This is a genomic window from Cobetia sp. ICG0124 (assembly GCF_004006355.1).
In the GTDB taxonomy this organism is placed as follows: Bacteria; Pseudomonadota; Gammaproteobacteria; order Pseudomonadales; family Halomonadaceae; genus Cobetia; species Cobetia marina.
The window spans coordinates 1,995,592-2,016,167 of sequence record NZ_CP024893.1 but is presented as its reverse complement, the minus strand read 5'-3'; the positions used below and the strand labels follow the sequence as shown (position 1 = coordinate 2,016,167).

The following is a 20,576-nucleotide window of genomic DNA, read 5'->3' as shown; positions in this document are numbered from 1 at the left end:
TTTACTTAACTTTCCATGTCGTGGAACTCAGGAGGGCAGACCATGCGCAAGGACGGCATGAGAGGACAGCTTGGCGATGCCGATCTGCGCTTGCTGCGCATCTTTCGCAAGGTGGTGGAATGCGGCGGCTTCTCGGCGGCCGAGATCGAGCTCAACATCAGTCGCTCCGCCATCAGCATGGCGATGAGTGACCTGGAGACGCGGCTTGGCCTCAAGCTCTGCCAGCGGGGTCGCAGTGGTTTCGCGCTCACCAATGAGGGAAGAGACGTCCATGAAGCCGCGATGCAGATGCTGGCAGCGGCGGAAGGCTTTCGCACGCGCATCAACGGACTGCACGCCTGGCTCAAGGGCGAGCTGAACATCGGCATCACCGACAACCTGGTCACCATGCCGGAGATGCACATCACTCACGCCCTGAGCGCGCTCAAGAAGCACGGCCCGGAAGTGAAGATCAACATCCGCATGATCCCGCCCAATGAGATCGAGCGCGCCGTACTGGATGGGCGATTGCATACCGGCGTGATCCCGACGCTCAAGACGCTGCCGGGACTCGAGTATCGCTCGCTCTACGAGGAAACCTCCTGCCTTTACTGCGCGCGGGGTCATGTGCTGTTTCGCGAGCCCCGGGAAGGCGACACTCGCGCGCGCGGTCGTCCGGTGGGGCAGGAGGAAATACGCCAGCATGATGCCGTGCTGCCTGCCTACGCGCAGACGCCCACGATCAAGGCGCTGCATGAGCCACTCAGGGCATCCGCCTCGGCGACCGACCGCGAGGGCATCGCCTTTCTGGTGCTCTCCGGGCGTTATCTCGGCTATCTGCCCACCCACTATGCCGAGCGCTGGGTGCGCGATGGCCAGATGCAGGCGCTCAGCCCGGTGGCCAACTCCTATGTCACCTATTACAGCGCCATCACGCGCAAGAGCCGCGCGCCCAACCTGGTGCTGGAGCGTTATCTGACCGAGCTGGACGCCCTGCGCCAGGTGACACCGACACTTGTCGTCGTAGTGAATGATCGACAGCAGCTGAATCGGGACCTCGTTCAACTTCTCGGGGCCATGCGGAACGCCGGCATCGAAGGCCAGGCTGTCGCCGGGGCCCATCTCATAGAACTTGTCACCGTGGCGATAGGTGAGATGTCCTGACAGCAGGTAGATGAATTCATGTCCGGCATGGCAGAAGTTGGGGAAGACTTCGCTGGCATCATCCATGGTGATCAGGAAGGGTTCGTAGCGCTTCTTGGGGCCCTGCTTGTAGCTCAACAGTTGATAGGCATGGCCGACTTCCGTGCCGGTGCGTACCACCTGCATGCCTTGCCCGGCCTTGATGTGCTGGGCACCACGCCCATTGACATCGTAATCGCTGAACAGCTTCGAGATCGGCAGACTCAAGGCATTGCACAGCTTGTTGAGGGTATCGAGGCTGGTGGACACCTGGGCGTTCTCCACCTTGCTGATCATGCCCTGACTGACACCGGCGATACGCGAGACATCGGAAATCTTGTAGCCCTGCGAGACTCGCTGCTGCTTGAGCGCGCGCGCAATGTGCTGCTCAAGTCCCAGGCGCGTCTCGTCGGCTGCCGCGGTGATGGTCTCTTTCACCTCGGACTGCGCGGCAGGTTCTGCGGTCAGCGACGCGGTTTTCGTCTCAGTCGCTTTCGTTCGCGCTTCGTGGGCTGTCGGTTGAGGTGTGTCGGAGGAATGGGAGGATTCTCGCGGCATGGATAACTCCTGTGGCGGAGGGGGATGCGATAGGGATGAGCAGGCGGGACAAGAAACGCGTCCTTGTGGGAGTCATTGCGCGTCACCCGCGTGCGGATATCGGGTGAGATTATCAAGTTTACCGCCACCCCTCATCCACGTTGGTGGCCAGTCCTCGGTGATGCAAGCAGGCCTCAGCTCGACGCCATGCCGAGTGAGGCCTCTCAGGTCTCCTCGACGCTATGCCGAGCATGCGTCGCAGATTTCGCGCTGTTCAGCCTCGGGCGCTTTGCGCTATTGCCTCGAGGCTTTGGCTATTGCCTCGAGGTTGTGGCGCGCGATCAGCCGCGCGCCAGTCGCTTGGCCTTTTCCGGGTCATCGAAGGGCAGGGAATGACTGATGGCCGAGAGGCTGGTCTCGCCGTCAGTGCCGGTCTTGAGGGTCAGCGGGGTGCCATGCTCGGCATAGCCGGGTTCGAGACGTGCCAGCGCCATGGAGCGATCGCTCAGGCGCGAGTACATGCCCTGGGTGATGACACCGACGCACTTGCCGTCGGCGTAGATCTTGTCACCGATCTGGGCGACGTCTTTCGAGTCCAACAGCACGCCATAGACCTTGACGCGCTCCTTGCCCTGCAGCGCGAAGTGTTCGCTGGCGCCACGGAATTCGGTCTTGCCCGGTGAGACGGTGAAGTCCAGGCCCAGCTCCCACAGGGTGTCGCCCACCGGCTGGTCGGGATACGGGTAGGTTTCGGAATTGTCCGCCGGGTAGAACAGCAGGTGGCTCTCGACCCGCAGCCAGTCAAGGGTGCCGAAGCTGCACGGCTTGATGCCCATGTCGGCGCCATCTTCGAGAATCTGTTCCCACAGAGAGGGAGCGTCCTTGGCCTTGCAGAAGATCTCGTAGCCCCGCTCGCCGGTGTAGCCGGTGCGCGAGATCATCACGTGGTAGCCGAACAGCTGGGTCTGCAGATGGTGGAAGTAACGCAGCTCACGGATGCCCGGCACGTGACGCTCAAGGAAATCCACCGCGACCGGCCCCTGCAGTGACATGTCATGCATGTCGTCATCGAAGGTCAGGCTGACGGCACGCCCCAGGGCACTCTTGGCCAGCATTTCATTCGCGGTGCCCGTGCCGTGCACCACGAGATAGGAGTTCGGCGCCAGGCAATAGACGATGCAGTCGTCGACGAACTTGCCGGCCTCATTCAAGACGCTGGCGTACACCGATTTGCCCGGATACAGCTTGGACATGTCCCGCGTGGTGACGTAATCCAGCACGGCCTGAGCGTGCGGGCCGTTGCAGTGGATCTTCTTGAGCCCCGAGACATCCATCAGACCGGCGCGGGTGCGGATGGTCTCGTGGTCATCGGCCGTGTCCGAGACGGCGTAATTCCAGGCAGTGCCCATGCCATTCCAGTCTTCCAGCTCCGCGCCCAGCTTGCGGTGTTGTTCGGCCAATGCCGAGATGCGCCATGAATTCGCCATGCGTCCCTTTCTCCTGTGAGTCGTGCTGCCTAGCGTAAGTGGGTGGTGCCGTAGTCCTGCTGGTGCTGGCGGAGATGGCGCGCAAGACGCGCATTCGCCGCAGGAGGTGTTGTTGTTCTGTTGCCTCTTCAGGCGCCTCTTCAGGCGCTTCACAAGGACTTGTGCCTGCTGCTTGCCTTGCCTGATCGCATGAGTGTCGATTCTTGAAAGGAAAGAAACATTCCTCATGGTTAAGCAAGGGGCTTGCCAATTCCGTCAAAGGCCATGGACACGGCAATCCTTGAGCGGGTCAGGCGCTGATTGGCAGCACGAATTCGGGCGTGAATATCAGCGCTTTGCGTCATGCTGGTGCGAAGAGGGGGCTTTGGGCACCGAAATGATGCCTATTTCGAGAAACGGGCAGGATTTCACTCAGGATCACCTGGCGTTTTATGTGGGGTAAAACGAGCTCGGAAAATAAATTCCCATGCAAAACATGAGGTTGATGAAAAGTTCTGGGCGGCAGCTGGCGAAATGGCATGCTGCATGCTTTTCTTTGAGGGAAATAAAGTTGACCAGCAGGAATCACAAAAACTCGTTTCATCCGCTATCTTGGCGTGGCGTGTCACCACAAGGGGTCAGGTTTCCCGGGGTGGCAGACAGTGTCGAGGGAGATGGAACCCGGTCCGCTCTCAGAGGAAACCCAGATGTCACCCGAAAAGGCGCAACAGTTCATCAAGGATCACGATATTCGCTACTTGCTGGCGCAGTTCGTGGATATTCATGGCGCTGCCAAGACCAAGTCCGTGCCGGCCAATTGCCTGATGGATGTGGTCGAGAAGGGCGCCGGCTTTGCCGGCTTCGCCGTCAGTGGTCTCGGCATGTCGCCGGAGGGGCCGGACTTCATGGCGCGTGGCGATCTGGACTCGCTGTGCCTGGTGCCGTGGCAGCCGGGCTATGCGCGCATGGCCTGTGATGGCTACGTCAATGGGCAACCGTTCGCCAACGACAGCCGTGTGGTACTGCTCAAGCAGCTGGAGCGCATGAAGGAGAAGGGCTGGACACTCAATAGCGGGCTGGAGCCGGAATTCTCACTGTTCCGCCGGGGGGAAGCGGGTGAGCTGTTGCCGGTGGATGAGAGCGATACCCTCGCCAAGCCCTGCTACGACTACAAGGGCCTGTCACGTTCGCGTGAATTCCTCGAGCGTCTGGTCGAATCGCTGCAGGCGGTGGACTTCGACGTCTATCAGATCGATCACGAGGACGCCAATGGCCAGTTCGAGATCAACTACACCTACAGCGATGCGCTGACCTCGGCAGACCGCTTCACCTTCGTGCGCATGGCTGCCGGCGAGATCGCCAATGACCTGGGCATGGTGTGCTCCTTCATGCCCAAGCCGCTGGCGGACCGCCCGGGCAACGGCATGCACTTCCACCTGTCCGTGTGTGATGACACCGGCCGCAATCTGTTTGGCGATGACTCCGATTCCCAGGGCATGGGCCTGTCGCCGCTGGCGTATCACTTCCTCGGCGGTCTGCTGGCGCATGCCCCGGCGCTGTGTGCCTTTGCCGCGCCGACCGTCAATTCCTACAAGCGTCTGGTCGGGGGTGGCAGCACCAGCGGCGCGACCTGGGCGCCGGTCTTCGTCGCCTACGGGGACAACAACCGCTCGGCCATGGTGCGCGTGCCCTACGGTCGCCTCGAGTTCCGCCTGCCGGACGCCGGCTGCAACCCCTATCTCGTGCACGCCGCCATCATCGCGGCGGGGCTGGATGGCGTGGCGCGCAAGCTGGACCCGGGCACGCCCCACAACATCAATCTCTACTCGCTGACCCCGAGCGAATGCGCCGAGAAGGGCATCGAGACGCTGCCGCAGAATCTGGCCCTGGCCATCGATGCGCTCGAGGCGGACAGCATTCTGCGCGAGAGCCTGGGCGAGGGGATCTGCGCCGAGTTCATGCGCCTCAAGCGCGAGGAATGGCGGGATTACAACGCGCACGTCAGTGCTTGGGAAGTCCAGCGCTACGCCGAATTCTTCTGATCTCATCCGGCGGCGCTCGCGGACCTCGCGGATCATGTCAGACGAGGGTCGCCACTGTCACCACCACGCTCAAGACACCAGGCAGGAGACGCCTCCTGCCCGTGAGAGGACATCACCATGTGTGGAATCGTAGGGCTTTATCTCAAGAACCCGGCGCTGGAATCGCGCCTGGGGGAGCTGTTCGAGCCGATGTTGATCGCGATGACCGATCGCGGCCCGGACAGCGCTGGCTTCGCCATCTATGGCGACGAATTTGACGCTGGCATCAAGCTGACGCTGCAAAGCGATGGTGTCGATGAGGATTGGGAGGCGATCGCCAAGGGCCTGGGCGAGCAGGTCGGCACGGTGGCGGACTGGTTCAGCAATGCCAGTGTCGCGGTATTCAAGATCGCCGGGGAAGAGAGCGCCGTGCGTAGCTGGCTTGCCGACAGTGCCCCGCAGATTCGCGTATTGAGCGTGGGGCAGAGCATCGAAATCCTCAAGGCAGTGGGCCTGCCGGCCCATATCGCCAGCCTCTATGGCCTCAAGGGCATGCAGGGCAGCCACATCATCGGCCATACCCGCATGGCGACCGAAAGCGCCGTGACCCTGCAGGGCAGCCACCCGTTCTCCACCGGGCGTGATCTGTGCCTGGTCCACAATGGCTCGCTGTCCAACCACAACTGGCTGCGCACCAAGCTCAAGCGTGAGGGCATCAGCTTCGAGACCGACAACGATTCCGAAGTCGCCGCTGGCTACCTGACCTGGCGTCTGGAGCAGGGCGACAGCCTGGAAGCCGCGATCACCGGCGCCCTGAAGGACCTTGATGGCTTCTTCACCTTCACCATTGGCACCCGTGATGGCTTCGCCGTGGTGCGTGACCCGATCGCCTGCAAGCCTGCCGTGATCGCCGAGACCGATGATTACGTGGCCATGGCCTCGGAATACCGCGCCCTGGCCAGTCTGCCGGGCATCAAGGATGCCCGCGTGTGGGAGCCGGAACCCGGCCGCCTGTATCTGTGGGAAAAAGACACCGCCCGTTCGGAGGCCGCGTAATGATGAAGACTCACGATCTGGCCGTTGATGGGCTGCGCGAATTGAACCAGGCCTTGCACGATGCCGACACCCTGAAGGACGCGCGTGAGTGGCGAGTGGTCAATTCCGACGGCGCCCACAACATCGCCTGCGGCATCAATGACGCTATCAGTGTCGATATCGATGGCCACGCGGGCTACTACTGTGCGGGCATGAATCAGAAGGCCAGCGTCACCATCCACGGCAACACCGGGGTCGGGGTGGCGGAAAACATGATGTCCGGCTGCGTGCGGGTCAAGGGCGATGCTTCCCAGTCCGCGGGCGCGACCGCCCACGGCGGCCTGCTGATCATCGAAGGCAACGCCTCGGCGCGCTGCGGCATCTCGATGAAGGGCGTGGATATCGTCGTCAAGGGCAACATCGGGGCCATGAGTGCCTTCATGGGCCAGGCGGGGCGCATGGTGGTCTGCGGCGACGCCGGCGAAGGACTCGGCGATTCGCTCTATGAAGCGCGACTCTACGTGAAGGGCACGGTCGCATCGCTGGGCGCGGACTGCATCGCCAAGGACATGCGTGCCGAGCACCTGGAAGAACTGGCGGAGTTGCTGGCGAGTGCCGGAATCGATGAAGACCCGGCCAGCTTCACGCGTTATGGATCTGCGCGTCAGCTCTATCACTTCAAGGTCGACAACGCCTCAGCCTACTGATCAGGATGCCCAACATGACTGACGAAACTCAAACACAGCCTTACAACCCGGCACTGCGGGAATCCGCCACCTTCGGCCGCGATGTCATCCATGAGATCCAGCGCGCGGCGGAGACGGGAATCTACGATATCCGTGGCTGGGGCGCCAAGCGCAAGGTGCCGCATTTCGATGACCTGCTGTTCCTCGGCGCCAGCATGTCGCGCTATCCGCTGGAAGGCTATCGCGAGAAGTGCGAGACCGAAGTCGTGCTCGGCACGCGCCATGCCAAGAAGCCGGTCGTGATCAGCACGCCGGTGACCATCGCCGGCATGAGCTTCGGTGCCCTGTCCGCCCAGGCCAAGGAAGCGCTGGGGCGTGGTGCCTCGGAAATCGGCACCTCCACCACTACCGGCGATGGCGGCATGACCCCGGAGGAGCGCGGCCAGTCCTCGCGCCTCGTCTATCAGTATCTGCCGTCACGTTATGGCATGAACCCGGACGACCTGCGCAAGGCCGACGCAATTGAAGTCGTGCTCGGCCAGGGCGCCAAGCCCGGCGGTGGCGGCATGCTGCTGGGCCAGAAGATTTCCGAGCGGGTCGCGGGCATGCGTACGCTGCCGCAGGGCATTGACCAGCGCAGCGCCTGTCGCCACCCGGACTGGACCGGCCCGGATGACCTGGCGATCAAGATTGCCGAACTGCGTGAGATCACCGACTGGCAGGTGCCGATCTACGTCAAGATCGGCGCGACCCGCACCTACTATGACGTCAAGCTGGCGGTGAAGGCGGGCGCGGATGTCATCGTGCTGGATGGCATGCAGGGCGGCACCGCCGCCACCCAGGATGTCTTCATCGAACACGTCGGTATCCCGACCATGGCCGCCATCCCCCAGGCCACTCAGGCACTGCAGGAGATGGGCCTGCACCGTGAGGTGCAGCTGATCGTCTCCGGTGGGATTCGCAATGGCGCCGATGTGGCCAAGGCGATCGCGCTGGGTGCCGATGCCGTGGCCATCGGTACTGCCGCCTTGATTGCGCTGGGCGACAACCATCCGCGCTATGCCGATGAGTATCAGAAGCTGGGGTCCGCCGCCGGTTTCTATGACGACTTCCAGGATGGCAAGTGTCCGGCCGGTATCTCCACCCAGGACCCGGAGCTGAGCCAGCGACTGGACCCGATCGCAGCCGGCAAGCGTCTGGCCAACTACCTGCGCGTGCTGACGCTGGAAGCCCAGACCCTGGCACGTGCCTGTGGCAAATCGCACCTGCACCACCTGGAACCGGAAGATCTGGTCGCCCTGAACGTGGAAGCCGCGGCCATGGCCCGGGTGCCTCTGGCGGGCACCAACTGGGTGCCGGGGCAGGGCGGATACTGATGGCACGATCTCTATCGTGCGTGTGCCATTGCGCATGAGAGCGATCGTGCATGGCTGCCATTGCGCATGATTGTCATGGCAAAGCTGCGAAGCCTTTTGTCAGCAAGCTCGCCGCAATGTTGTCCAGGCAAAATGTCGCAATGACAAGAACTCTGCTCCGGTTGATGTAGAAAAATATGACCTGACGATATTGAGTTATCAAAGCGCCTCACCCTTTGGAGAGCATGTAGTGTCGTGTGGATCGTGAGGTCATGATTCTCCCAGGATAAAGTTTTTCCATTCTTTCAGCATCTTGAAGATATTGAATGAGAAATATGTCAGGCGTAGCGATTGGCTTATGAGGTGAGATTGGATCAGGGCAATAATGGTGAATAAAAGCCGTTATTCACGAGTTTTGCGCTCTGTTTTGGTGCGTGAGTTCCTCTATTGATTGTTCATATGTGAAGTGGGGTTTTCAGACGATTTTGCCGGGTATATTGGGGAATGATTTTGCCGTCAATGGCACGAAATATGCTCAAGAAATGGAGTGGTAGTCGGATGCGCGTCATCGTCAAGACGGCGGCATTACAACAAGGACAATTTCTCAGAGCAGGGTCGTGTCATGAAAAGCCCGCAATCATCCTCTGTCACTGCCGGGATTCGAAGTCGGCAACACTATCCACGCATCGAGGCGCTGCCCGATGCCCAACGCTATCTGGTGGCATGCCAGTCTCCCGAGAGCCTGCCAGGCACTGGAGAGGCGGCGGGCAACGCCCGTCAGCAACTGCAGATGCATTGTCAGCTGATCAGTACGCTGCTGGGGCAGCTCGGTAGCCGCGAGGTGGGAGGCGCCGTGCAATCCGCTCCGGCAACAGAGGCGTTGCCCACGGGGCCCGCCGACAGCGCCCGCCTGCATCGCTGGTACGACGTCGATGATCGCCCCCTGGCCTGCGATGCGCTGGCGGGTGCCATCGGCGAGGTAGGCGCGGCGGGGTGTCTGGTCATCATCGGCAGTGAGCATTTCGTGTGGCAGGTCGCCAATCTGGCTCAGCTGCAGGGGCTGTTGCTGGATGACATGGTGATGCTGCCGGTCGCTGCCCTGGGGCGGCATGTGTTCTGCGTGCACTGTCAGCAGGTCAGTGAGCATGTCATCCACTCGCCGGCGGCCTGCGATGGCTGCGGCTTGATGCTGGAAGTGCGTGATCATTTTTCCAAGCGCCTCGGTGCCTACATGGGCGTGCGAATCGATGCGGAAGCCCCGGGAGAGATCCCCCCACAGGAGGAGGTGGCACCATGTCTCGCTTCATGAAGGCGCGGGTCGCCGCGGTCGATCAGCTCAGCAGCAGCGTGCGCCGTCTCACTCTGGTGCCTGCCGATGAGGCTTCCCCCTTCACGCCGTTCTCGCCGGGCAGTCATGTGGTGCTGGGCATTCCAGGAGAAGGGCGGGTGTGTCGCAACGCCTACTCATTGATCAGCCCGCCGGATGATCCCTCGCAGTACTGCATCGCGGTGCGTCGTCAGCCGGTCTCGCGTGGCGGCTCCGAAGCCATCCATTCCCGCGTCAAGGTCGGCGACGAGCTGGAGCTCAGCCCGCCGGCCAACCTCTTTCTGCCGCACTGGCAGGCGCGCCATCACCTGATGCTGGCAGGCGGCATCGGCATCACGCCGTTTCTCTCCTACCTGCCGGAACTGGAGAGGCGTGGCGCCAGCTGGGAGCTGCACCTGCGCAGCCAGGACCTCGACGTCGCCCGCTTCCCGGAGGCCGCGCCCTATCTGGCGAGTGGCAACATCACCCAGCACCGTCTCGAGCGTCCGAATCTCAAGGCCCTGCTGGCGCGTCAGCCCGCCGGCACGCACGTCTACCTCTGCGGCCCGCAGGCCATGATCGATGCCGTGAAGGACGCGGCGCGCGAGTTGCACTGGAGTCTCGCGCGCATCCATCACGAGGTCTTTGCCGCCCCGGAGCCGGGGACTCCCTTCATGGCCGTGGCGCGTGGCAGCGGCGTGGAAGTGGCGGTCGGTGCCCAGGAATCCCTGCTGGAAGCGCTGGAGCGCAGCGGTGTCGAGGTGACGAGCCTGTGTCGCGGCGGGGTCTGCGGACAGTGTCGGGTCGAGATGCTGGAGGGGGAGGCGGAACACCGTGACGCCTTCCTCGATGAACAGGAGCGGGCCAGTCAGCGCTGCGTGATGCCCTGCGTTTCCCGGGCACGCAGCCAGCGGCTGGTGCTGGATCTCTGAAACCGTCTTTCGCGAGATGGACCCCCAAGGAGCAGGAACATGCAATTTTCCCCGCGAGATGACCAGGCGTTCCATGGTCAGTTCACCTTCAAGAATTCCGACTACGCCATCCAGCGTTTTCCCTTCCCGTTCCCGGAAGATGAGTACCGTTACTCGGTCAATATCGAGCCACATGTCTTGCCGGGCAAGCCGGGTTCCATCACCGAGCACATGCTGGATATCGATGAGCATTATCTGAGCGAGATCGCCGAGCGTGAGCGGGTGCTGGCCAAGGACCCCAGACGCTGCCTGGTGATGCCACACATGCAGCCGGCAGCCTGGGACTTCCTGGAATTCGTGATGACGCACTACGCCCGGGACTATCCCGAGGCCTTCAGTTTCGAGCGCGACGGCGATGACTGCGTGTGGCGCAACCATCTGCTGGAGCTGGAACAGAGCTTCCGCATGGGCGATGACGCCAGCCTGCCACTGCCGCCACTGGACTATATCGGCCGGCAGATGCAGGGCGATATCGCGCTGCTCGACCAGCGCGACGGTGACCTCTTCATGGACGCCGGCATGATCACCTGTCCGGCGGACTGGTCACTGGCCTTCGATGCCGGCATGAGCTTCAAGCAGTGGCATGGTCCGGTGCCGCTGGCGCATGAGATGGGCGTGTTCGATCGCGCGCTCAAATACCTGTGCGCCATCCAGGTCGGCGGGCCGGTGCGACGCCTCAACTGGACCATGACCATCCATCCGCGCATGGACAGCTCCCCGGAGACCTATGCCGAGTGGGGCAGTGATCGCACCACCATCACCGCCGAAAACGCCGGTCGTGATGTGCATCTGCGCGTCGAGCTGCAGACGCTGGTGCGCATGCCGCGCAGTCATGCGCTGTTCTTCGGTATCCGCACCTATCTGATCAGCCTCGAGGACCTGTGTACCAACCCGGTCTGGCAGACGCGTCTGCTGAAGGTGCTCAAGACCCTGCCGGCGGAGCTGATCGACTACAAGGGGCTGACGCGCTATCTGCCCAGCGTGCTCGAGTGGCTGGAAGCCCGCGAGGCAAGCGTTGCGGCCAAGGCCAATGCGCTCTCGGCAAACCGCTCTCGGCGCCGAGGGCGTGATAGGGAATGGATCGCAAGCCGCTGACGAAAGCGCTTGCGAATAACAACAAAGGGGAAACGCTGGTGAATATCGATGTGCTGCAACTCAGCTACGCGCTGGATACGTTCTACTTCCTGATGTGTACCGCGCTGGTCATGTTCATGGCCTGCGGCTTCGCGATGCTGGAATCCGGGCTGGTGCGCTCCAAGAATACCGTCGAGATCCTGACCAAGAATGCGCTGCTCTATGGCATCGCCTGTCTGGTGTTCCTGGTGGTGGGCTACAACGTGATGTATCCCGGTGACAACGCCATCAGCAGCGTGATTCCGGGGCTGTCGTTCATGCTCGGCGCTGACAATACCCTCAGCGACATCAGTGCTGGCGAAGGGGCGGCCTATTACTCCAGCATGGCGGACTTCATCTTCCAGGCGGTGTTTGCCGCCGCGACCATGTCCATCGTCTCGGGGGCCGTGGCGGAACGCATGCGCCTGTGGCCGTTTCTGATCTTCGCGGTGGTGATGGTCGCGGTCATCTATCCGGTGGAAGGCTACTGGAAGTGGGGCGGCGGTTTCCTGGATGCGATGGGCTATCAGGACTTCGCAGGCTCGGTGGTCGTGCACATGGCGGGCGCGGCGGCGGCATTGGCGGCGGTGCTGCTGGTCGGTCCGCGTAAGGGGCGCTACGGCGTGGACGGCAAGGTACGTGCCATTCCGGGTGCCAATCTGCCGATCGCCATGCTGGGCATGTTCATCCTGTGGATGGGCTGGTTCGGCTTCAATGGCGGCTCGATGCTCAAGATCGCCAGTCTCGATGATGCCAACAGCGTGGCGCGTATCTTCGTCAACACCAATGCCGCGGCCTCTGCGGGCATGGTGGCCGCGGCACTGCTGTCACGCGCCATGTTCGGCAAGACTGACATGACGATGGTGATGAATGGCGCGCTGGCCGGTCTGGTCTCGATCACCGCCGAGCCGTTGCTGCCGTCTGCCGGCCTTGCGGTGCTGGTCGGTGCGGTAGGCGGCATCATCGTGGTGCTGTCGGTGGTGGGACTGGACCGTCTCAAGATCGATGACCCGGTCGGTGCCATCTCCGTACACGGCTCCGCCGGCCTGTGGGGCATCATGGCAGTGCTGTTCTCCAATCCGGACGCCGCGTTCGGTACCCAGATCCTGGGCACGCTGATCATCTTCGCCTGGATGTTCGGCGCAAGCTTGGTGGCGCTGCTGGTGATCAAGAAGGTCTGTGGTGGCCTGCGTGTCAGCGAGGAAGAGGAACTGGAAGGCATGGACATGCACGAATGTGGCATGGGGGCCTACCCGGAATTCGTGAACATGTCCTCCCCGTCACAGGGAGAAAGCACTGCGTCCGGGCATGCCGGCAAGGCGAGCGCTGCAGTTCCGGCTGCGGTGCTCAAGGGGGCGGCGCGTTGAGTCTGCCCCCCAAGTGCTGGATTCCCCGAGTGAGGTGAGTCCCCCGAGTGAGGTGAGTCCTGTCAGCGTGTGATACGAGAAGGCCCGCCAATTGGCGGGCCTTCTCGTGTTCCAGGGGGAGCGGAAGGGGAAAGGGTGGGCAAGGGGTCAGCGGCGGTGCAGGCCACCCAGCTCATGATTGATATGGCGGGCGCAGTCCATCAGCGCGCCGCGCAACAGCAGACGCCGGCGCTCGTCGGCCATCATCGCATCGGGGCCCGAGATATTGATGGCGCCCACCAGATGGCCGGTGTGGTCGTACAGTCCCGTGGCGATGGCGGTGGCGTAGTCGGAACGACTTTCCACCCATCCCTGGCGGCGAGCCTCCTCGATGGCATCCTTCAATGCCGGCAGGTTCTGGGGCGCCGGCGGTGGGTAGTCATCCAGGCGGATCTGGCGGTAGAGCTGCTGCAGTTCATCCTCGCCCAGCACCGTGAGCAGGATGCGCCCCATGGCGCTGACATGACACGGCAGACGGGAACCGATGGGGATGTTGACCGACATGCGCTGTGCGGCGAAGGCGCGGTAGAGATAGATGGCATCCGTGCCCTCACGAACGCTCAGGTGGCACGACATGGTGGTCTGGTCGCGCAGGGTGTCCAGGTGGGGTGCCACTACCTCGACCAGGTCACGACTGGCCAGATAGCTGAAGCCCAGCGAGATGACCTGTGGCCCCAGTTCATAGGTGTTGCGAGCGATCTTCTTGAGATAGCCCATGTCGGTGAGGGTGATGACGATACGATAGATGGCCGAATTGGTGGTGCCCAGTTCCTCGGCGAAGTCATTGGTGGTCAGCACCTTGCGCCTGCTGCTGAACATCTCGAGGATTCTCAGCCCGCGAAACAGTGCCGGCACGGTGTAATCATTCTCGCGAGCAGGCGCGGTCGAGAGCGATGGGTCATCGGTCACGACATCCTGCCCGGAAGGGAGCGAGGCGTGGGAATCGGGCATACCTGGTTCCTTTTGCTGCGTATGGCGAGCCGTAGGTGAAACGCAGTCTCCCCGTCGCTGCCTGGAACTCAGACGACGACGGGGAGCGGGTGACAACGTGAGAGGCATGCGCGAGCGGATGCCAAGGTTGCGTCGCAATCGCTAGCCGTGATGATGGGCCAGTAGGGCAGCGGCTGTCACGGTCTGCCCCGAGTATTCGCGCATGGCATCGAGCATGACGCCCCACTGATAGTGGCTGGAGGCGATGTCGAACAGCAGGTGGAAGCAGGGGCACTGATGGCTTCCCACGTTGACGATGATCGCGTTGGTGCGTGCCACTGACGTCTGCGCGACGCTCCCGGGCGGGAAGGCCTCACTGCGCAGGTCCACCCCGCACAGCTTGGCCATCAGCGTCGGTACGCTGGTGCCACTCAGGCTGAACCAGGCGTGGGAATCCCGCCGTGGCAGGGAATGCACGCGCCTGCCCTGGGCCAGTGCGTCATCCGCCTGCGCGATGAGCGGCAGCTCGGCCACGCCCGCATCGGGGGTGATGGTCGGCGTCAGTTGCAGAAACTCACCCACTGACAGCCTGACCAGCCAGCTGCCATCCGTCTGGAGCCTTGCCGTATTGGGCGTATCCGGCACCGTGAAGCCCAGCGCGCCCAGCCAGTCGGCGGCCTCGCGGCCGCGAAGACCTGCGCGTCCCAAGGCGCTCATGTCGGCGAGCGCGCAGTGGCTGATGGCCGTCGCCATGTCACTTGATGCGTCGGTTGTCGACGCGCCAGTGAGGCTTGCCGGCAATGCACAGCGCGCCAACGCCGTGGCGCCATCCAGGTGGTCCGTCATTGATGTCGTCATTTCACAGCTCCTGGCGGGCAGACTTGGGATCAAAGAAGGGCAGTGCCACGACCTCGGCCTGGACCAGTACGTCGCCCTGGGTGCGGATGGTGATCTTGCTGCCGGGCGTACTGCTGTCGATTCCGGCGTAGGCCAGGCCGATGATGGCACCCAGCGTCGCGCTGTATTCACACGAGGTCACGTTGCCGGTGATATCGCCACCGGGCTTGGCGGCGTCGGCGCTCTGTTCCCCGCCGCTGAGCACCAGCTGACCTTCCAGCGGTTGCGGGCTGTCCTTGGGCAGCATGAAGCCGACCAGCTTGCGGGTCTGGGGCTGGGCGGCAAGAATCTCGATCGCACGACGGCCGACACAGAAGGGCTTCTTGTGGCTGACTGCCCACTCAAGGCCGATCTCGCCGGGATGGCTCATGCCATCGGTATCCTGACCGATGATGATGTGACCTTTCTCGAGACGCAGCAGACGCTGGGCCTCGACGCCGAAGGGGCGGATGTCGGCCTGCTCGCCTGCCAGCATCAGCAGGTCCCACAGCGCTTCGCCGAAACGGCTCGGCACGTGGATCTCGTAGCCCAGTTCACCGACGAAGCCGACCCGCAGCAGGCGGGCGGGAATCCTGCCCTGCGTGCCCAGCAATTCGGTCTCGAGATGGCCGGTGCGCAGCTCCAGATAGGGGAAGGCCTGGGGGCTCAGGTCGATGTCGCGACACACCTTGCTCAGCACCTCGCGGGCCTTGGGCCCGGCCAGATTGACGGCGCAGTAAGCGGCGGTGACGTTGGTGATATCGACATCGAGTCGCCACTGGGCATTCCACTTCAGCATCTGCTGGTAGACACGGTCCACGCCGCTGGTGGTGGCGGTGACATAGAAGTGTTCCTCACCGAGGCGGCACGAGACGCCATCGTCGATGATCACGCCTTGCTCGTTGGCCATGGTGGCGTAACGTGTGCGACCCACCGGCTGCTTGAGGAAGGCGAAGGTGTAGAGGCGGTTGAGCAGCTCGGCGGCATCCGGCCCGCGCAGCTCGATGCCACCGAGGGTCGAGACATCGATCAGGCCCACGCCGTTGCGCACGGCCAGCGCCTCGGTCTGCATGGCGTCATTGCGCTGCTCCGGGCGGCCATAGAAGGCCGGGCGCGCCCAGTGGCCGGCCGGCATCATGTTGGCACCGAGAGCTAGATGGCGCTGATGCATCGGTGTCTGGCGGTAGGGGTCGAAGCTGCGACCGGCCAGCAGCGGCAGCGGTTCGGCCACGAAGGGCGGGCGCGCGGTGGTCACGCCGGTCTCGCTGACGCTGCGCTGTGTGGCTTCGGCGACCAGACGCGCGGCCGGCAGTGCCGAGTGACGGCCCTGGGACGGACCCATGCCCAGTGTCGAGAAGCGCTTGACCAGCTGGATGTCGCGATAGCCATGGCGGGTGGCATTGAGGATGTCGCGAATCTGCAGGTCTTCATCCAGATCGACGAACTCCTTGCCCTTGGGGTGCGCGAACAGCGGCCAGCCATGCTGACGGAAGGGGCGTGACGGCGTGACGGCCGCAGGCTCATTCGCCTCAAGCGTGGCATCCACGACCTTGCCTGCCGCGGCAAGCCCGTTCAGGGCGGCGCTCGCGGCACGCTGACCATCGGCGATCACGTCCTTGAGGTGATAGAGGCCATTGGCGGAGCCTGCCATGTGCAAATGTTTCGGCAGGCCGCTGAGGCTGAAACGCGCATCGTCATCCAGATAGGAGAGCTTGGCGCCCGCCTGACAGGCCAGCTGGTAGACCGGCATGTAGCCCGCCGTCATGCAGACCAGATCACAGGGGATCACCTCTCCCTCGGTGGCCAGTTCGCCGCGCGCGATGATCTTGCGTACCTCGACGCCCGTGACGTGATGCAGCGACTTCTCCGCCTGCGCCTCGAAGATGGCGTGCTCGAGCTTCAGGGCGATGCCGCAGTGGCGCACCGCATCGGCAAGGCTTGCCTCATCGGGCTGGACGCGCATGTCGAGCAGGGCGACGATGTTGACGCCGTGCTCCATCAGGTCGAGTGCTGCCAGATAGCCATCATCGCTGCCGGTGATCACCACGCCCTGCTTGCCCGGACGCACACCGTAGTGCTGCATCAGGCGCTGGGCAGCGCTGGCGAGCATGATGCCCGGCAGGTCGTTGTTGCGAAATACCACCGGTTGATCGAAGGCGCCGCTGGCGAGAATGCATTCCTTGGCGCGCACCTTGTAGAGGCGCTTGCCGCGAATCACTGGCAGATAGTTGTCAGTAAACCAGGCATTGCAGGTCGCCTCGGTCATCACGTCGATGCGCGGATGCGCCGTGACGGCCGCGCTCAGCGTCTGCAGTGTCTGGTTGGCCTCAAGGCCTTCGGCGTCGAAGCGCGCATAGGTCAAGGCGCCGCCGAGCAGACGGCCCTGTTCGACCAGCAGCACGCTGGCGCCACCGTCAGCGGCTGCCAGCGCCGCGGCCATGCCAGCCGGGCCTGCGCCGACCACCACCACGTCATGAAACAGATAGGCCTTGTCGTGGTAGTCGCCGCGCACGTCCAGATTCAGCGTGCCCAGACCGGCCTTGCGGCGAATCAACGGTTCCCAGTACTTCCAGACGCCCTTGGGCTTGTAGAAGGCGCGGTAATAGAAGCCGACCGGCATGAACTTCGAGAACTTGCCCAGACGCATGTCGCGGTCATTGTCCAGGCTGCCATTCACGTTCTGAGCAGTGACCTGCAAGCCGCTGCTGATCTGGCGCTCATCGCCCAGCACGTTGGGCTCATCTGGCAATTGCACCAGGGTGTTGGCATCCTGGCCGGCAAAGGTCAGGGCGCCGCGCGGGCGGTGATACTTGAAGGAGCGCGACAGCAGCCAGCGGCCATTGGCGGCCAGGGCGCTGGCGATGGTGTCGCCGGCAAAGCCCTGGTAGCTCACACCATCGAAGCTGAAGGTCACCGGCGTGTCACGGTCGATCAGTCGGCCCAGCGGGGCCGGCAGACGTGCGCCTCGGGTCATGGGGACTCTGGCGTTCATGCGCGTTCTCCCGAGCTATCCGTGGTGTGCAGTGGAAACTCCACGCGCTGGGTGAAGCGCTCGGAGGGATCGAAGGTGCGCAGGATCTCGTCGGTCACGGTGTGACGCTCGGCGAGAAACCAGTAGCTGGAGGCGGCGTGCATCCACCATTCGGTGACGACACCGGCGGTGTTGTCGCTGAAGAAGACGTAGTCGGCCCACTCGCGATCACTGCAGGTATCGGGGTCTGGCATGTCGGCAAGCTCGCCGCCATACACGAATTCGCTGATATTTCGGGGCCCATTGAGTGGGCAGGGCATGATCTTCATCGCGGAAATCCTTGACCGTTGTTCTTGTACATCCAGCGTGGGGTGCGCATTCCCGGGCAGTCATCGAGCCTTGTAGGTCGAGCCGTCGCGAGCTCGCGAGGCATCAGTGGCTGGCGGCAGTCGCGCCCATCTCGTTGACCTGACGGAAGCGCGCGAAGCGTTCCAGCGCGAAGGGGGCGATCAGGTCCGGGGTCTTGCCGCCGGAGGCGACCAGTTCGGCCATGGTCTTGCCGCAGATCGGCGTCGCCTTGAAGCCCCAGGTGCCCCAGCCGGCGTCCAGGTAATAATTCTCGACGGGGCTCTCGCCCATGATCGGGCTGTAGTCCGGGGTCATGTCGGTTGTGCCTGCCCATTGGCGCATCAGGCGGGCCTGGGACAGGAAGGGGAACATCTCCAGCGCCGCGGCGATCAGGCTCTCCTTGAGGTCCAGCGTCGAGCGGGTGTTGTAGAGCGGGTAGGGGTCGGAGCCACCGCCGAACACCACCTCGCCACGGCTGGTCTGCTGCACGTAGCAGTGCAGGGCCGAGGAGCTGACCAGCGGATCGAGAAACGGCTTGAACGGTTGGGTGACCATCGCCTGCAGCGGGTAGCTGATGATGGGCATGGTGAAGCCGGCCTTACTGGCGAGCACTGAGCTGTGCCCGGCCACCGCCTGCACCACGCAGCCACATTGCACGGTGCCGCGATTGGTCTTCACCGCGCGGATCTTGCCGCCTTCGACCACGAGGTCCTGCACCTCGGTGAGCTGGTGGATCTCGACACCGCGCTTGGCGGCCTCCTTGGCGTATCCCCAGGCGACGGCATCGTGCCGCGCAGTGGCACCATCGATATGCCACAGGCCCGCCATGACGGGCAGGTGGCCGGGGTCCAGGTTCAGGCTCGGTACCAGCTCGCGGATCTGCTGGCGATCCAGCATCTCGGTGCGCCCACCGAAGTGGGTGTTGACCTCGGCGCGCTGGCGGAAGGCCCGCACGGTGGAGTCGGTATGCGCTAGGGTCAGTTGGCCGCGTTCCGAGTACATGATGTTGTAGTCGAACTCGTTGGACAGTCCCTGGAACATGCGCACCGATTCGCTGTAGAAGCGCACGCCTTCCGGGGTCAGATAGTTGGAGCGAATCACCGCGGTGTTGCGCGCGGTGTTGCCGCTGCCCAGGTAGGCCTTTTCCAGCACGGCGATATTGGTGATGCCGTGATACTTGGCCAGATAGTAGGCGGTGGCCAGGCCGTGTCCGCCGCCGCCGATGATGACCACGTCGTAGCGGGACTTCAGCTCCGTGGGCGGTGGGAGGTCGACTTCGGCCGGATACTCGGAGGACAGGCCGTACTTGAGCAGAGAAAAGGGCATCATTCACTCCCGGTACGCGCAGGCGTACCTCTAGTGGTTCAGGCCGACTGGCGACGCGCGGCAGTCAGGGTGTTGGCAAGCAGGCAGGCGATGGTCATCGGGCCGACGCCCCCCGGGACAGGCGTGATGGCACCCGCGATCTTGCTGACCGCAGCGAAGTCCACATCCCCGACCAGTCGCGTGCGCGCCTTGCCGGTGGGGCTTTGCTCGGCGGACTGCGCGATGCGATTGATGCCCACATCGATGACCACGGCGCCGGGCTTGATCCAGTCGGCGCCGATCATGTTCGGGCGCCCGACCGCGGCCACCACGATATCGGCCTGGCGGCAGAGTTCGGCGGGATTCTGGCTGCGTGAGTGCAGCTGGGTGACGCTGCAGTTGGCGGCCAGCAGCAGGCTGGCCATCGGCTTGCCGACGATGTTGGAGCGTCCGATGATCACCGCATGCAGGCCAGAAAGATCACCACCGCGCTCGGCAAAGGTGTCACGCAGCAGGCGCATGCAGCCGATGGGGGTGCAGGGCGCCAGGGCATCGGCCCCCTGCACCAGTGCGCCGACGTTCATGCGATGGAAGCCGTCGACGTCCTTGGCAGGGTCGATGGCCTCCAGCACCGCGTCTTCCTGGATATGCGACGGCAGCGGCAGCTGGACGAGAATGCCGTGCACATCAGCGTCGGCATTGAGCTTCGCTACCAGCGCCAGCAGCTCGGCCTCGCGGGTCTCGCTGGGCAGGATGTGCTCGAAGGACTGCATGCCACACTCGACGGTACGCTTGAGCTTGTTGCGCACATACACCTGACTTGCCGGGTCTTCGCCGACCAGCACGACGGCAAGCCCCGGTATCACGCCTTGCTGCGCGAGGCTTGCAACCTCTGCCGTGACTTCCTCCAGCAGTCGCGCCGAGGCGGCCTTGCCATCGATCACGGCGGCGGTGGGCTGTGCGAGTGTCTCGTCCGCGATCGCGGTGGGTGTCGCTTGGGTATTCATGACTGCGCTTCCTCCCTTGGGTGACGGCCGATGATTCACGCGTGGTCTGTCTTGAAGGCTTTTGTGACGCCTTGCTTGAAGA

16 protein-coding genes and 1 pseudogene are annotated in these 20,576 nt (G+C 63.3%); 9 read left to right on the top strand and 8 right to left on the bottom strand.

Going from position 1 to position 20,576, the window contains the following annotated elements; translation table 11 throughout:
* Window positions 1-42: 42 nt before the first annotated feature.
* Window positions 43-1,143, top strand: a complete 1,101-nt coding sequence (locus CU110_RS09340; protein ID WP_346427121.1) for a LysR family transcriptional regulator — start codon at window positions 43-45, stop codon at window positions 1,141-1,143.
* On the opposite strand, the pseudogene CU110_RS09335 reads toward CU110_RS09340, so the two are convergent.
* Window positions 1,072-1,719: pseudogene (locus CU110_RS09335) on the bottom strand (XRE family transcriptional regulator); the annotation flags it as partial. The gene CU110_RS09340 and the pseudogene CU110_RS09335 sit on opposite strands and share 72 nt — an antisense overlap.
* Window positions 1,720-2,039: 320 nt before the next feature.
* Entirely contained in the window at window positions 2,040-3,185 is a 1,146-nt protein-coding gene (locus CU110_RS09330; RefSeq protein WP_084208848.1) for an aminomethyltransferase family protein, read from the bottom strand.
* A gap of 686 nt (window positions 3,186-3,871) precedes the next feature.
* Here CU110_RS09330 and glnT point away from each other — a divergent pair.
* From glnT to amt, 8 genes are all read left to right on the top strand, one after another.
* Window positions 3,872-5,206: a type III glutamate--ammonia ligase gene (glnT, locus tag CU110_RS09325; protein ID WP_084208846.1), complete on the top strand. Its 1,335-nt coding sequence runs from the start codon at window positions 3,872-3,874 to the stop codon at window positions 5,204-5,206.
* Between the two features lie 117 nt (window positions 5,207-5,323).
* Window positions 5,324-6,241 (top strand): glutamine amidotransferase family protein, encoded by a 918-nt coding sequence (locus CU110_RS09320; RefSeq protein WP_084208845.1) that lies wholly within the window; start codon window positions 5,324-5,326, stop codon window positions 6,239-6,241.
* Window positions 6,241-6,927, top strand: a complete 687-nt coding sequence (locus CU110_RS09315; RefSeq protein ID WP_240499541.1) for a protein glxC — start codon at window positions 6,241-6,243, stop codon at window positions 6,925-6,927. The genes CU110_RS09320 and CU110_RS09315 overlap by 1 nt, the downstream gene beginning before the upstream one ends.
* A gap of 14 nt (window positions 6,928-6,941) precedes the next feature.
* On the top strand, window positions 6,942-8,282 hold the full coding sequence (locus CU110_RS09310; protein ID WP_084208844.1) for an FMN-binding glutamate synthase family protein: 1,341 nt from the start codon (window positions 6,942-6,944) through the stop codon (window positions 8,280-8,282).
* 601 nt (window positions 8,283-8,883) lie between these two features.
* Complete coding sequence (locus CU110_RS09305) at window positions 8,884-9,570, top strand: dimethylamine monooxygenase subunit DmmA family protein (protein WP_084208843.1); 687 nt, start codon at window positions 8,884-8,886, stop codon at window positions 9,568-9,570.
* Window positions 9,555-10,499: a PDR/VanB family oxidoreductase gene (locus CU110_RS09300; RefSeq protein WP_084208842.1), complete on the top strand. Its 945-nt coding sequence runs from the start codon at window positions 9,555-9,557 to the stop codon at window positions 10,497-10,499. The genes CU110_RS09305 and CU110_RS09300 overlap by 16 nt, the downstream gene beginning before the upstream one ends.
* A gap of 39 nt (window positions 10,500-10,538) precedes the next feature.
* Window positions 10,539-11,633 carry a DUF3445 domain-containing protein gene (locus CU110_RS09295; protein WP_127735670.1) on the top strand — a complete coding sequence of 365 codons (1,095 nt, stop codon included), beginning with the start codon at window positions 10,539-10,541 and terminating at the stop codon, window positions 11,631-11,633.
* Window positions 11,634-11,671: 38 nt separating this feature from the next.
* On the top strand, window positions 11,672-13,018 hold the full coding sequence (gene amt / locus CU110_RS09290; RefSeq protein ID WP_205632699.1) for an ammonium transporter: 1,347 nt from the start codon (window positions 11,672-11,674) through the stop codon (window positions 13,016-13,018).
* A 147-nt stretch (window positions 13,019-13,165) separates the two neighbouring features.
* Here the strand turns inward: amt and CU110_RS09285 are convergent, their stop codons facing one another.
* The 6 genes from CU110_RS09285 to folD all read right to left on the bottom strand — a co-directional run bounded on the left by CU110_RS09285 (window position 13,166) and on the right by folD (window position 20,494).
* Window positions 13,166-14,008: an IclR family transcriptional regulator gene (locus CU110_RS09285; RefSeq protein WP_084208839.1), complete on the bottom strand. Its 843-nt coding sequence runs from the start codon at window positions 14,006-14,008 to the stop codon at window positions 13,166-13,168.
* A 141-nt stretch (window positions 14,009-14,149) separates the two neighbouring features.
* Window positions 14,150-14,845 (bottom strand): sarcosine oxidase, encoded by a 696-nt coding sequence (locus tag CU110_RS09280; protein WP_205632698.1) that lies wholly within the window; start codon window positions 14,843-14,845, stop codon window positions 14,150-14,152.
* A 1-nt stretch (window position 14,846) separates the two neighbouring features.
* On the bottom strand, window positions 14,847-17,855 hold the full coding sequence (locus CU110_RS09275; RefSeq protein WP_240499540.1) for a 2Fe-2S iron-sulfur cluster-binding protein: 3,009 nt from the start codon (window positions 17,853-17,855) through the stop codon (window positions 14,847-14,849).
* Window positions 17,852-18,163 (bottom strand): sarcosine oxidase subunit delta, encoded by a 312-nt coding sequence (locus CU110_RS09270; protein ID WP_054555966.1) that lies wholly within the window; start codon window positions 18,161-18,163, stop codon window positions 17,852-17,854. The genes CU110_RS09275 and CU110_RS09270 overlap by 4 nt, the downstream gene beginning before the upstream one ends.
* A 103-nt stretch (window positions 18,164-18,266) precedes the next feature.
* On the bottom strand, window positions 18,267-19,508 hold the full coding sequence (locus CU110_RS09265) for an FAD-dependent oxidoreductase (protein ID WP_084208837.1): 1,242 nt from the start codon (window positions 19,506-19,508) through the stop codon (window positions 18,267-18,269).
* A gap of 38 nt (window positions 19,509-19,546) precedes the next feature.
* Window positions 19,547-20,494, bottom strand: a complete 948-nt coding sequence (folD, locus tag CU110_RS09260) for a bifunctional methylenetetrahydrofolate dehydrogenase/methenyltetrahydrofolate cyclohydrolase FolD (protein ID WP_084208836.1) — start codon at window positions 20,492-20,494, stop codon at window positions 19,547-19,549.
* Between the last annotated feature and the right edge of the window lie 82 nt (window positions 20,495-20,576).